Origin of the sequence: Streptomyces sp. HNM0645 (genome assembly GCF_030056615.1) — a bacterium.
In the GTDB taxonomy this organism is placed as follows: domain Bacteria; phylum Actinomycetota; class Actinomycetes; order Streptomycetales; family Streptomycetaceae; genus Streptomyces; species Streptomyces marianii.
The window spans coordinates 26,587-40,604 of sequence record NZ_JASHLT010000050.1 but is presented as its reverse complement, the minus strand read 5'-3'; the positions used below and the strand labels follow the sequence as shown (position 1 = coordinate 40,604).

Below are 14,018 nucleotides of genomic sequence, written 5' to 3'. Positions count from 1 at the left end.
GCCGCTATGCGGTTTCAGCTGCTCGGACCGCTGAGCATCACCGACGGTTGCGACACCGTCGTCCTCCCGCCCTCCAAACCGACCATCCTCCTCGCCTCCCTGCTCCTGCACGCCAACACCGTCGTCTCGGTCGAGTACCTCCAGCGCACCATGTGGGGCGAGCAGCAGCCCGCGACGGCCAGAGCGGCACTGCAGACGTGTGTGCTGCGGCTGCGGCGGCTGTTCGTGAAGCACGGTGTCACCGGTGCCCCGATCGAGGCCGTACCCGGCGGGTACCGCATCTGCGCGGGGCCGGAATCCCTCGACCTGATCGGCTTCCGGGAGCGGGTGGGTCTGGCTGCCGCGTACGCCCACGACCCGGGAAGTGAACTGCACACCCTGGAGGACGCGCTGTCGCTGTGGCAGGGGCCGCTGCTCGCGAACGTGCGCTCGGACGTGCTGCGTCGGGACGAGGTTCCGAGGCTCGCGGAGGAGCGGCTGCGGACCGTCGAGAGGGTCTGCGACCTGCAACTCTCCCTGGGACGCTGCGGTGAGGCACTGGTCGCCCTGTGGGGTGCCACACGTGCCCATCCGGGCCACGAGCGCTTCCGCGAGCAGCTGATCGAGGCGCTGTACCGGAGCGGCAGGCAGACGGAGGCGCTGGCGGAGTACCGGAGGGTGAAGGCGTACCTCCGGTCCGAACTGGGCGTCGACCCGTCGCCGGCGCTGCGGGAACTGGAACTGGCCATCCTGCGCGGTGACGACCTCGGGCGCGCCGTTCCCGCTCTCGCGGCGGCGGTCCCGTCGCGGCCGTCGCTCCCGGTCGCGGCCGGGCGGCAGGCCGTGCCACCCTCTCCGTCCGCGGTGGCGGTCCCGCCCCCGCCGGCGGAGCCGGGCCGGGGCGCGGTGTTCGGCACCGCTCCGGTGCCGGACACCGCGGACGCTCCGGGAGACGCCTCACGGCGCCCTGCCCCGGTGATGCCGCGCCCCGTCGCCGTCCCGCCCGTGGGGCGGCCCGGTGACGCTCCGGGCGGCGACGACGGGTCGGGCCCGTCGGCGACCGCGCGGGCGCTTTCCGCGGCTGACCCCGACGGATCCGCCGGCCGCCCCGTGCCCGGTAACGCCGGCGGCAGCGGGGCGCCCGCCGCCGGGGCGGCGGCTCCGGCGTCCGTGCCGGCGGGGACGTCCGCGCCCCCCGGTACCCCGGCCGTGAGGCGTCCGGTGCCGGGCGACGGGGACGCCCGGCCGCTTTCACCACCGTCCTCCCGGAGCGCGTCCCCCGCCCACGCGCTGTGCGGTGACGACGCGCTGCTCGTCGTGCCCGTGCCACCCGTTCCGGCGTTCACGGGCCGAGCCTCCGAGACCGCGGCCCTCAGCGGTCGCCTCACCGGGCGGGAGGGACATGAGGCGGCGGCCGTCGTGGTGTCCGGGGCACCCGGGATCGGGAAGACCGCGCTCGCCCGGCGGGTGGCCCACCTCGTGGAGAACCGGTTTCCCGGCGGCCGGTACCTCGTCCGAATGGTCCGCCCCGACGGCGTGCCGCTCACCGCACGCGAGGTGACGGCGGAGGTCACGGCCGCGGTGGGAGAGCCGCACGCCCGTGGCCGGATCCTGCTCGTCCTCGACGACGTGTTCGACGGCGACCAGGTGCTGCCCCTGCTGCACGCGCGCCCCGACGCCGCCGCCCTCGTCACCAGCAGACGCGGACTCGCCGGGCTGATCGCCGCGCACGGCGGCTGGGTCCAGCGCCTCGGCCCGCTCGCGGAGGACGAGTCGTACGACCTGCTGAGGACCGTACTCGGCGGCGAACGGGTGGGCGCGGAACCCGATGCCGCCCGCGCCCTGGCCGACGCCTGCTGTCACCATCCGCTCGCCCTCAGGATCGTCACGGCACGTCTGCTCACCCGTCCGGCGCTGGGGCTCGCCGACTGCGCGGAGTGGCTGTCCGGAGATCCGCTGGCCCGGCTCTCCCTGCCCGGCTCGCCGCACATGTCCCTCCGTCAGGTGCTCGGCGCGGCGCTCGGCCGGCTCGACGCGGAGGCCGCCCGCGCCTTCCTGCGCATCGGCGCGCACACGACCGGCGGACTCCACGCCTGCGACGGCGCCGCCCTGCTCGGTCTGCCCCTGCGCGAGACCGAGGACCTCCTCGAACGGCTGGCGGACGCCGGACTGCTCGAAGAGGGGCCGCCAGGCCCGTACCGCATGCACGACCTCCTGCGCCTCTACGCGCGCGGCGACGACTCGCCCTCCGTCCGTCCCACACAGAAGGTGTGACGCCATGCCCACCGACGTCATCGAAGCAGACGACGCAAGAGAAGCCGGCTCCACGAAGAAGGGGGCATCCCCGGTGGCGAACGTGGAACCGACGGGATCACCGGGTGGAGCGGATCCGGCCGGGGGACCAGGCTCAGCCGGCGGCGCGGGAACGCCGGACGGCGCCGGGGTGTCCGACGGAACGGGGGCCGACGCGGGCGCCTGCGTTCCCGAGAAGTCCCGCGCGGGCCGGACACCGTTCGACGCGCTCGCCGCCACACGGCCCCGGATCCGCCGCGACGTGCTGTTCACCGAGACTCCGGGCGGCGTCCTCTTCCACAACGCCGACGGAGGCTTCCACCTGACCGGCCGTACCGCCTACCGGTTCGCGTCGCTGATGGTGCCCCACCTCACCGGGGACCACAGCCTCGCAGAACTCTGCTCGGGATTCGGCGCCCCGCAGCGCGGGATGGCGGCCGAGCTGGTCCGGACCCTCTACGAGCGCGACTTCGCACGGGACGTACCACTCACCGACGACGACCCGGGAAGCGGGCCGGGCGAGGCGGCCGCACGCCGCTACGCCACCCAGATCGCCTACGTCGACCACTACACCGACCGTGCCCCCGAGCGCTTCCGCCGCTTCCGGGACACCGCCGTCGCAGTGCTCGGCGACGACGAGGTCGCCCGCTGGTGCGCCCTGAGCCTGGTCCGCAACGGCTGCGCCGGGATCGCCCTCGCCGCGGACTTCCCCGAGGTGGCCGCAGAAGCGGCGGAAGCCGCCGCCGACGGCTGTCCCGTGCGCACCGACCTGCTCCCCGCCGAACCCGAGTGGCCGGAACTCGCCGACTACGACACGGTCGTGGTCACCGGGGCGGGTGCCGCGCGGCGCGTCCACCGGCTGTTGGCCGCCGGCGTACCCGAGGGCAAGACCCTCATCCCCGTGTGGACGTTCGGCGAACTGGCCGTCACCGGCCCGCTCGCCACCGCAGGTTCCACCGGGTGCTGGTCCTGCGCCCTGCTGAGGCTCGGGGCCAACCACGACGCCGGCGCGGCCGCCGCGCTCTGGAGCGAGGTGGCGGGCGCCGCGGCCGAACCCGGCCGCCCCGCCGGGGAGGGGCCGCTCGGCGGACCCGTCGCCGCCATGACGGGGAATCTGCTCGCCTACGAGGTCTTCCGCATCGCCACCGGAGCCCTGCCGGCCGAGACGGACCGGCAGGTGCTGCTCCAGAACCTGCAGTCCCTCGACGTCGTCGCCGAGCCGCTGCTGCCCCACCCCCGCTGCTCGCTGTGCGGCCCCGGGCGGGCACGGTCCGGCACCCGGACCGCCGGGGAGAGCGCGCCCGACCCCCTGCCCGGCGGCAGGCCGGAGACGACGCACGGGCTGCCCGGCGCGCTCGCCGTCCCCACCACCGCGAGCGTGGAGACCGCGCGTGACGCCGAGGACACCGTCGACGCGCTCAACCGCACCAGCACCGCCCTCGTGGGTGCCTTCACCGGGGTCTTCGCCCGCTTCGACGACGAGTCGCTCACCCAGACCCCGCTCAAGGCCGCACGTCTCGAACTGGCCCTCGCGCCGGGAGAACGCCGCACGATCGCCGCCTTCGACGTGCACCATCTCGCCGGGGCCCGGACGCGGGCGCTGCGCCTGGCGGCCGAGACCTACGTCGAACACGTCGTTCCGGTACGGCTCCTGGCCGGCGCCGGTGCGGACCTGCCCGCCGTGGCACCGGCCGCACTCACCACCGGGGCCGGCAGCGCAACGGCGTCCGAGGTCGCCGCCTGGGTTCCGGCCACGTCGCTGCTCACCGGGGAGCGCGTGAAGGTGCCGGCCGCCGCCGTACGGCCGTTCGGCCCGTACAACCGCGAGAGGATCGTCCTGGCGACCTCCGCCGGAGCGGGCTCCGGCGGCACCGACGGAGAGGCGGCGGGAAGCGGACTTCTGTCGGCCGTCGCCCACGACGCCCTGCTGTGCGCCCTCCGCGGGACGGCCCGGACCGCGACGGTGACACCCGACGACGATCCCGAACTCGTCTTCCTGCTCAAGTCCGCGGTCAATCTGGGAATCGAGGCGCACCTGCTCGACCTCGGCGAGGACGCACGCACCGGCGGCGCCGCCGTGCTCGCCCGCGAGGCCGGCGGACCGGCCGCGCGCTGGGCCGTCGCCGCCGGTCTCTCCCGCAGGGAGGCGTGCTGCGCCGCCCTGCGGGATCTGCTGGGCTCGGTCCAGTTGACCGCCGACGACTCCGGGTACGCGGTCGACACCGGCGATCCGCTCGTCCCCGAACTGGCCGCGGGCACCCTCACCGCCACGGCCGCGGCCGTACCGGCCGACGCCCCCGGTACGACGTTCGACACCGTCCTCGACCGGCTGCGTGCGAGCGGCCGGGACGCGCTGTACGTCCCGACCACCCCGTGCGATCTGCCCACCGGAGGCATCGCCACCGCGCGTGTCCTGCTCACTCGGGGCGGCGGGGGAAACGGCACCGATGCCCGCTGACACGAACCCGCCCGCGCCCGCCGTGAAGACGCTCACACCCACCGCGACCGCTGCGCCGGAGTCCCCGGCCGCCCCGCCTCCGACCACGACCACGACCGCGTCCGCGACTGCCGCGACGGCGTCCGCGCCCACGACCGCTGCGCCGGAGTCCCCGGCCCCGGCCACGGCCCGCGACCGGTCCTGCGAGGAACTGGTGTGCCTCCTGGGCCCCGCGCTCGCCCGGCACGGTATCCGTCCCCGGCTCGACATCGCCGCCCTGGGCGTGCGCGACGCCTTCGCCCCGGCCGTGGCCGACGCGGCCGGGCGGGACGCCGTGCGGACGCCGGCCGGACCGGAGGGCCCGCGGGCGGTGGCCGGGGCCGGCACCCCCGGTGCCGTGGCCGGGCCGGGCGACCTCCGCGCCGCCGAAACCGAACCCCCCGTGCCCGTCCGGATCTACGGTCACCACGCCGCCGTCGGGCCTCTCGCACCCGGCCGCGACGGGGAGTCCGGCCGCCCCTGCGCACACTGCCTGGAGCGGCGCTGGCAGGCCGTGCGGTCGGTGGCCCTGCGGGAGGCGCTGGAACTGGGCTCCGGCACCCGGGCCGCGGGCCGACTCCCGTACGTCACGCCGTTCGCAGCGGACGCGCTCGCCGCCCTGGTCGCGGGCCTCGTAGCCGGTACCGGCCCCCGTAGCGGCATCTTCCCGCCCGTGCACCTCGTGGACCTACGGAACCTGACGGTGCGTCACTATCCGCTGGTGCCCGACCCGGAGTGCCCACGCTGTGCGGTGCCGGAAGAGGACACCCCGGAGGCCGCAGCCCTCACCCTGCTTCCCGCGCCCAAGGTCCGGCCGGGCAGCTTCCGGGTCCGTGACATCGGCGACTACGGCCTGACCGTCGAGCCGTTCGCCAACCCGCTGTGCGGCGCGCTCGGGCCGTCCGTCGTCCACGACGTGTCGTCCACGTCCACCTCAGCCACCATCGGCTGCTTCTCCATGCGGTCCGGCGAGTACCTCCGCGAGACGTTCTGGGGCGGACACGCCGACAGCTTCGGCCACAGCGTCCGCATCGGCGTACTGGAAGGTCTGGAGCGCTGTGCCGGGATGCGCCCGCGTGCCAAGCGCGCCCGCGTGACGGGTTCGCTCCACGGGCTGCGGGCCCGCGGTGCCCACACCGTCGACCCGCGCGTGTGCGGGCTCTACTCCGAGGACTTCCACCGGGCCAACCCGAGGGTCAGACCGTTCACCCCCGACCGCGAGATCCCCTGGGTGTGGGGCTGGTCGCTGCGCGACGAACGCCCCGTCCTGGTGCCGGAGGTACTGACGTACTACCACGCTCCCGGCCTGGAGAACCGGTTCGTCCAGGAGAGCTCCAACGGCTGCGCCTCCGGCGGCTGTCTGGAGGAGGCCGTCTACTTCGGGCTCATGGAGGTCGTCGAACGGGACGCCTTCCTCCTCACCTGGTACGGGCAGGCGCGCCTCCCGGAACTCGATCCCCGCACCAGCGCCCGCCCCGCCACCCGCCACATGGTGGAGCGGCTGGAGATGTACGGGTACGAGGCCCGGTTCTTCGACACCCGCATCTCCTTCCCCGTGCCCGTCGTCACCGGCGTCGCCGTGCGCCACGACGGCGGACCGGGCCGGATGTGCTTCGGCGCGGGCGCCGGGCTCGATCCCGAGGCCGCGCTCGCAGGAGCGCTGTGCGAGATCGCCACCGACGCCGTCAACCTCCAGGGCCGCACCGAACGCGACGAGCAGCGGCTGCGTGCCATGGCCGAGGACTTCGACCGGGTCGCGGCGCTCCACGACCACCCGCTCGCCTACGGCATCCCGGAGATGGGACGCCACGCCCACTTCCTCCTCGGTGAGCCCGGTGAACCCCGTCCGCCCCGGGTCCCGATGGACGAGCTGTACGGTCACGGCCAGGTGCCGCCCGTCTCCGACGATCTGCGCGACGACCTCGTCCGCTGCCTCGACGCGGTCACCGGAGCCGGGTTCGACGTGGTCGTCGTGGACCAGACGATGCCCGAGCAGCGCCGACTCGGACTGCGCACCGTCAGCGTCCTCGTACCCGGCCTGCTGCCCATCGACTTCGGCTGGAGTCGGCAGCGTGCCCTCGGCATGCCCCGGCTGCGCACGGCCCTGCGGGAAGCCGGCCTGCGGGCACACGATCTCACCCCCGCCGACCTCAACCCCGCGCCGCATCCCTTCCCCTGACCGGGCCCGGCCCGGCACCCCCACGACCAAGAAAGCAGGGCACACCATGGGGTACGCCCATGACTACGCCGCCGCCATCATGCGGAGGGGCAGGGTCCCCATGCCGCCGGCGGACTTCGTCCCGGACTGGGCGGACGGCCCGCGGAAGACCAAGTTCTATCCGGGCGCCGACACCGTGCCGCTGCCCGGCCACACAGTGCCGTCCGGAGCGACGGTCGGCCGCGGCCTGGCCCCGGCCCACGACGGCCCCGAGCGGGCCTTCGACCTGCCGACCCTGTCCGGCATGCTGCGGGACTCCTACGGTCTCACGGGGCGCCGGCTCGGCGTCCAGGCCAACACCGACCTCGGCGCGCTGCCGTTCCACCCGCTCGCCAACTGGTCCCGCGGTACCGCGTCCGGCGGCGGGCTCTACCCCGTCAGCATCTACTGGGTGTCCGGGCCGAGCGGCCCCCTGCCGCCCGGTGTGCACTACTACGCCACTCGTCACCACGCCATGCAGCGCCTCCTCACCGGCGATGTCTCCGGTGAGGTGCGCGAGGCAGCCGGCGAACCGGAGCCCACGGCGTCGGGGGAGCCGGCAGAGCCGGGCGAGTTCGCCGGGTCCGCGTCGTCCGCCGTTTCCGGCGGGCCCGCCGCGACCGGTGAACCGGCGTCCGCCGCCGAACGGGCCGCCGAAACCGACCAGTTCCTCGTCCTCGGCGTCAAGTACTGGCAGAACGCCTTCAAGTACAACTCCTTCTCCTTCCACGCCGTCACGATGGACGTCGGCACCGTGGTGCAGACATGGCGGATCTGGGCCAGGGCGCAGGGACTCTCCGTCGAGCCGCTGATGTGGTTCGACGAGCAGCGGCTCGCCAGGCTGCTGGGGATTCGCACGGAGGAGGAGGGAGTGTTCGCCGTCGTACCGCTGCGCTGGCGGGGCGCGGGGGCCAGGCCCGCGCCGCCGGCGGCCGCGGCCGCCGTCCGCCGCCGCGACCTCGAACGCTCGCGCACCGTCCTCGCCTTCGACGCCGTGACGAGGATGCAGGAAGCCACGGAGGCGCATGCCGCCCGGCGTCCGGCGGCCGGGGCGCTCGCCCCCGCGGCCGCGCCCGTCCCCGACTCCGGGCTGCTGGCGGTCCCGCTGCCCGCGCCACTGCCGCTGGACGCCGATGTGCGCACCGCGCTGCGCGACCGCCGCAGCAGCTTCGGCCGTTTCGACGCCGGGAGGCCCCTGAGCGCCGAACTCCTGGCGTCCTGCCTGGCCGCCGCTGCCGCCGGCGCGTCCCTCGGCGGTGACACCGGCACCGGTACCACCCCGATCGTCGGCCTGTACGCCTTCGTCGGCCACACCGAGGGAATCGCCCCCGGCGCCTATTCCTACGACGCGGCCGCACACACCCTGCGGCTGCTGAAGGCCGGGCCTCCCGGCACCTTCCTGCAGAAGAACTACTTCCTGGCCAACTACAACCTGGAGCAGACCGGCGCGGTCCTGGTGCCGACCGTCCGCACGCGTGCCGTGCTCGACGCCGTCGGCGACCGCGGCTACCGCATCGCCAACGCGGTGGTCGGCGCGGTCTCACAGAGCGTCTACACCGCCGCCTCCGCCCTCGGTGTCGGCTGCGGCGTCGCGCTCGGCTTCGACAACATCTCGTACATCGAGGAACTCGACCTCGAGCGCACCGGAGAGGCACCCCTGCTGATCATGATGCTCGGCAACGAACGGCCCGGCCCGGCCGACTTCCGTCACGAGATCGCCTGACCGATGAGCACCGGAAGGGTGGAGACCTCGATGCCGTTCATGCTCCGCGTCGCCGGGCTGTCCGTCGACAGCGTGCGCCGGCTCCGCTGCCCGGAGAGCCGCCGCTGGGCCGACGACGTGCTCACCGAGACCGAGCGGCTGGCCGTCGAGGGGACGCGTCTCGGCGGTCTGCTGCACGGGCTGATCGGCCACAACGAGGACGAGTCGTCCCGGCGCCTGCTGCTCGCCGTGCGCCGTGCGGTGTTCAACAACCGGCTGCCCAGGGACGCGGACGTCGCGCTCACGCAGGTCCGTGCACACGACCCGGCCACCGCGCGGATGCTGGAACGCTGGCTCACCGACCGCCGGGCTCTCGACGGCCGCAGGGCCGAGGGCGCCGCTCTGCTCGCCCGGGAGACGGGCCGCGCCCGGGCAGCCCTCGGGCGGTTGGCGGGGGAGCCGCGACTGCGCGGCGGTCTGCTGCTGGCGTCCCCCACACTGGACGCGCAACTCGACGGCTGGCAGCGGCGGCTGGCCGCCGATCCGGACCGCGCGCCGGCGAAGCGGGACCGCAAGATCGAGCGCTCCCTGCTGGCGTACCTGTACCGCACCGCGTGCAAGACGAGCCCGTTCAGCACGTTCACCGGGGTGGTGCCGGGGGAGTTCACGGCGGCCGGGACGGGACCGGTCGGGATTCCGGTGGGTGGCGAGGATCCGGTCCCGGGTTGCGGCGGGGAACCTGCGCGGCGTTCCGGCGAGGTCACGGCCCCGCGCTCCGGCGAGGACGCGTCCCCCGCTGACCGTCCGGCCCCGCGAGTGGACGCCGCTTCCGGCCTTCGCGGCGACGGCGGCCCGTTCCCCGGCGCCCACGACGCACTGGCCGTCCGTGTCGACGACGAGTGGACCGGCCGTGCCCGGCTCAACGTGGCCGCTCTCGGCCGGCTCGCCGAGGTGGTCACCGGTGACCCCGTCCGGCGCGCGGATCTGCCGCTGGCCCTCGCGCCCGGCTGGGGCCGCGTCGGTGACCGGGTGCGCTATGTCCGTCGCTGGACCACCTCCGGTGAGGAGGACACCGCCGTCACCTTCGACGCCGTCCAGGACCGGCTGTTCTTCCTGCGCCGCAGCGGCACCCTGGAGCGGCTCATCGCGCTGCTCGAGGACCGCGGCAGCCTCCGCCACGGCGAACTCGCCGCCTGGCTGGCCGCCGACCGCGGCGCCACCGCCGCCGAGGCGGAGCAGTACCTGACCGGCCTTCTCGACATCGGCATGGTCCAGGTCCCGGGGCTGCGCACCGGCGTCCACGACACCGATCCGCTGCGGGCCTTCCAGGAATCGCTCCGCGCTCTCGGCAGCGACTGGGCCTCCGAACTCGCCGGACGTCTCGCCACACCGCTGACCCGCCTGGACCGTTTCGCCGCCGCGGCACCGCGCGAGCGCCGCGAACTGCTCGACGGGCTGAGGGAGGACCTGCGGACCGTGCAGACGGAACTGGGCGCCGCGCACGGCAGGGTGCCGCAGACGGTGCTGTACGAGGACGTCGCCGCGGGCCGCGACGTGCGGCTGCCCCTCGACGTCTGGACGCGGTCCGTCGCCGGGGCGCTGGGCGCCGTCGAGCGCGTGCTGCCCGCCTTCGACCTCACCCTGCCGCAGCGCATCACCTTCAAGGGTTTCTTCGTCGCCCGCCACGGCCGCGGTGGACGCTGCGACGACCTGCTGAAACTCGTCCACGACTTCCACGAGGACTTCTTCGACCAGTACATCTCGTTCACCTCCCGGCGCACCCCCTTCGATGCCGAGGGACGGTACGTCCCGGAGGAGAACTGGCTGGGGCTGCCCCAGCTCAAGGCGCTCGACACCGCCCGGCAGGCGTTCGCCGAGGGGATGCGCGCCCTGTGGGAGAACCACGAGGGCGATGACGACCTCGTCGTCGGGGAGACACTGCTCGCCGATGTCGCCGGTGAACTCGAGCCGATCACCCCGCCGTTCATGCCGCTGAGCCATCACGTCCAGCTCGCCGTCCCGCGCGGCGGTGAGCCCCTGGCGGTTCTCAACCGCTCCTACGGAGGCGTCTCGTTCCCGTTCAGCCGCTTCGCCCACTGCTTCGAAGGACTGGAGGAGCGGCTGCTGCACCGCGCCGGCGAACTCCGCCCGGACGGAGCCGTGCTGGCCGAGGTCACCGGCGGCCCGGTCACCAGCAACCTCAACCTCCACGGCCGGCTGACCGAGTACGAGATCGTCTGCCCGGGCGAGAGCGCCGGCCCGCCCGGGCCGTACGGTCTCCACCTCGACGATCTGCATCTGGTGCACGACGAGGGCGAGGACCGGCTCGTCCTGCGGTCCGCCCGGCTCGGGCGCGAGGTCGTCCCCGTGTATCTCGGCTACCTCGTACCGCTCGCCCTGCCGGAGCTGCCCCGCACCCTGCTGCTGCTCTCGCCCAGCTCCATGTCGCCGCTGGACGTGTGGGGCGGCGTTCCCGAGAGCGAACCCGTCGGAGGTGTCACCCGCAGACCCCGGGTGCGGCACGGTGGCGTCGTGCTCAGCCGGCGCAGCTGGAGCGCCGCCGCCTCCGCCCTTCCGTTGCGGGGCGGGGGTGTGACGCAGGAGGAGTGGTTCCTGGGGTGGCACGCGTTCCGGCGTGCCCACGGACTGCCCGACCGGGTCTTCGCCACCGTCACCGACGGCGGGGCGCGCGGCGCGACCGGGGCCAAGCCGCAGTACGTCGACCTCGACAGCCCGCTGTCGCTGGCCGCGTTCGAGGGCATGCTCAGGACGTCGGAGGCCCGTGTGGTCCTCCGCGAGATGCTGCCCGACGAAGGCGGACTGCACGTGTCGTCCGCGCGGGGTAGTCATGTCGCCGAACTGGCCGTGGAGACCGCGGCCGTCCCCACCCGACCGAAGGGACGACGATGAGCACGACCGCCGCCGGCCGGCCCCCCTCCGACAGCGAGCAGCCCGTCCCCGGCTCCCGGGAGCCCTCAGCCACGGGCTCCGCCTCCGCGCCGGTGCCGGGCCCGGGGTACGACCCGGCGCCGGACCGGGTGTCCGCGGCGGGCGCGGTCTTCGCCGACGCCTCCGCGGCCGCCGCAGCCCCGGCGGCCGCCGCTCGCCCGTCCCCCGCGTCCGCCGAGGCCCACGACTGGCAGGCCACCCACGTCTTCTACGCCGCCAATCCCCGGCCCATGCTCCTCCAGTGCATCCGGCCGCTCGTGGCGGAGCTGGAGGCCGACGGGCTGATATCCGGCTGGTTCTTCATCAACTACTGGCTGGAGGGACCGCACGTCCGGCTGAGGCTGAAGCCCTCGTCGGCGCGGGCCGCGGCAGAGGTGCGGCGCCGCACCGAGGAGGCCGTGGACGCCTTCCTCGCCGAGCGCCCGGCGCTGTACGAGGTCGACTCAGGTTTCCTCAACGACTTCTACAACACCCTGTTCGACATCGAGTTCCCCGGCGCCGAGCGCGGTCACTACACCGACGCCCAGGGGCGTATGCGGCTGCGTCCGAACAACTCCCGCAGCGCGGAACCGTACGAGCCCGAGTACGGCAAGTACGGCGGCCCCGCCGGAGTCGCCCTCGCCGAATGGCACTTCCGGCACTCCAGCGATCTCGTCGTCGACGCCTTCCGTACCAAGAACCTGCATCTGCGCACGGTGCTGCTCGGCACCTCCGCGCAGCTGATGATGGTCATGTCCGGCACCTTCCTCCACGGGGACGCCGAACTCGCCGGGTACCTGGACAGCTACTACAGCTTCTGGCACCGGGCCTTCCCGGGCACGGGGTTCATCGGCAGCGCGGAGTACGACCGCAACTACGCCGCCATGGCCCCCTCGCTCACGGCGCACTTCGCCCGCGTGCGTTCCGCCACCCGCGACGGTGCGTCGGGCAGGCTGCCGTCGTTCCTGGCCGGCTGGGCGGAGCACTGCGCCGAACTGCGCGCCCGTGCGGAGAAGCTGGCCGTCGACGGCGACCTGGTGTTCCGCTCCTGGGACGGCGCACGCGACGAGCGGGTCACCGACCCGGCGGCCGCGCTCCCGCTGCTCCTGTCTCCGTACATGCACATGACCAACAACCGGCTGCACGTCACCATCAGGGACGAGGCGTACCTCGCGCACGTCCTCAGCCGCGCCCTGCGTGAGCCCGCGACGGGGGAGACGCCGTGACCGTCCCCTCCCTCCCGGCGCGCTACCGTCCCGCACTGCGTGCCGGGGTGCTCCTCAGCGAGCCGCTGCTCCACGGACCGGACCTCGTCCACCTGATCAAGAACACCGGGAGCGGGCAGTCCTTCAAGGTCGGTCCCCGGGAGCACTTCCTGATCTCCCGGATGGACGGCACCCGCACCCTGGAGGAGATCGGGGCCGACTACGCCGGACGGTTCGGGCGGCGTCTGGGCGACTCCCACTGGCGTTCCCTGCTGTCGCTGCTCGGCACGCGCGATCTCCTCGCGCGCCGCCCCGGCTCCCCCGACGCGCCGGGGGATCCCGCTCCCGGTACCGGATCCGCAGCCGCCTCGGTCGCCGGGTCACCGGCCCCAGCCGCCGCCGCGACCGCTCCCGGCGCGGAACCGCCCGCTGGCCGATGGCCGCTGCGCGGCAGCGTCCGCCTCGTCGCCGACGCGGACGCGACCGCCGCCCGGCTGCACCGCCTCACCCGGTACCTGCTCACACCGGCAGTGCTGCTGCCGCTACTGGCACTGACCGTCCTCATGGAGGCCACCCTGCTGCTGCGCCTCGGTGAACTGCTCGACGGCACCGCCGCCCTGTTCACCGCCCCGGCGCTCCTCCTCGCGGTCGCCACCCTGCTGTGGCTCAGCACCGCGCTGCACGAACTCGCCCACGGAGTGCTCGCGCATCACCACGGCGGACGGGTGTCCGAGATAGGGCTGCGCTGGCGCCTCCCGGTGGCCATCATGTACTGCACCGTGGACGACTTCCTCCATCTGCCCCGCCGGAGGGGCAGAATCGCCACCGCCGGCGCGGGCGCCGCGGTGAACCTGCTGTTCCTCCTGCCGTTCTTCGCCGTCTGGGCGCTTGCCCCCCTCGACCACACCACCCGGCAGGCGGTCGGTGCCCTCCTCCTGCTGGGCAGCGTCCAGGCGTTCACGATGCTCCTTCCGCTGCCTCCCCTCGACGGGTACAGGATCGCCGCCCAACTCCTGGGCGCCACCGGGCTCGCCGCCTCCACGTCCGCGTACCTGGGGCTCCTGCTCCGGCGCTCCCCGGCCGCCGCGCGCTACCCGCGGCGCGCCCGCCGCGCCTACGCCGTCTACGCCGCGGCCGTCGCACTCACCCTCGTCCTGCTCGCGGCCGCCGCTTCGGCCGTTGCCCACCACTACCTCACCAACGCGCCATGACGGCCCCCGGCCGCGATCCGCTTCCATC

General features: G+C 74.5%; 7 protein-coding genes. All 7 read left to right on the top strand.

The genetic code is table 11. The features are described from left to right. The first annotated feature begins 6 nt into the window (after positions 1–6). Complete coding sequence (locus QMZ92_RS28905; protein WP_283300464.1) at positions 7–2,253, top strand: AfsR/SARP family transcriptional regulator; 2,247 nt, start codon at positions 7–9, stop codon at positions 2,251–2,253. Positions 2,254–2,422: 169 nt separating this feature from the next. After that, on the top strand, positions 2,423–4,729 hold the full coding sequence (locus tag QMZ92_RS28900; protein WP_502962161.1) for a TOMM precursor leader peptide-binding protein: 2,307 nt from the start codon (positions 2,423–2,425) through the stop codon (positions 4,727–4,729). Further along, positions 4,719–6,926, top strand: coding sequence for a TOMM precursor leader peptide-binding protein (locus QMZ92_RS28895; protein ID WP_283300462.1), 2,208 nt, complete (start codon positions 4,719–4,721; stop codon positions 6,924–6,926). Before QMZ92_RS28900 ends, QMZ92_RS28895 begins: the two co-directional genes overlap by 11 nt. A 46-nt stretch (positions 6,927–6,972) precedes the next feature. Further along, the gene (locus QMZ92_RS28890) at positions 6,973–8,667 is read left to right on the top strand and encodes a nitroreductase family protein (RefSeq protein ID WP_283300461.1); all 1,695 of its coding nucleotides are present in this window, start codon (positions 6,973–6,975) and stop codon (positions 8,665–8,667) included. A 3-nt stretch (positions 8,668–8,670) separates the two neighbouring features. Then, a complete protein-coding gene (locus QMZ92_RS28885; RefSeq protein ID WP_283300460.1) occupies positions 8,671–11,556 on the top strand; it encodes a lantibiotic dehydratase in 2,886 nt (961 codons plus the stop codon). Then, complete coding sequence (locus QMZ92_RS28880; RefSeq protein WP_502962160.1) at positions 11,553–12,800, top strand: lantibiotic dehydratase C-terminal domain-containing protein; 1,248 nt, start codon at positions 11,553–11,555, stop codon at positions 12,798–12,800. The genes QMZ92_RS28885 and QMZ92_RS28880 overlap by 4 nt, the downstream gene beginning before the upstream one ends. After that, positions 12,797–13,990: a M50 family metallopeptidase gene (locus tag QMZ92_RS28875; RefSeq protein ID WP_283300459.1), complete on the top strand. Its 1,194-nt coding sequence runs from the start codon at positions 12,797–12,799 to the stop codon at positions 13,988–13,990. Before QMZ92_RS28880 ends, QMZ92_RS28875 begins: the two co-directional genes overlap by 4 nt. The last annotated feature ends 28 nt before the right edge of the window (positions 13,991–14,018 follow it).

Coding starts and splice junctions, on each gene's coding strand:
- QMZ92_RS28905 (WP_283300464.1), top strand. CDS start 7: ATGCGGTTTCAGCTGCTCGGACCGCTGAGCATCACCGACGGTTGCGAC.
- QMZ92_RS28895 (WP_283300462.1), top strand. CDS start 4,719: ATGCCCGCTGACACGAACCCGCCCGCGCCCGCCGTGAAGACGCTCACA.
- QMZ92_RS28890 (WP_283300461.1), top strand. CDS start 6,973: ATGGGGTACGCCCATGACTACGCCGCCGCCATCATGCGGAGGGGCAGG.
- QMZ92_RS28885 (WP_283300460.1), top strand. CDS start 8,671: ATGAGCACCGGAAGGGTGGAGACCTCGATGCCGTTCATGCTCCGCGTC.
- QMZ92_RS28880 (WP_502962160.1), top strand. CDS start 11,553: ATGAGCACGACCGCCGCCGGCCGGCCCCCCTCCGACAGCGAGCAGCCC.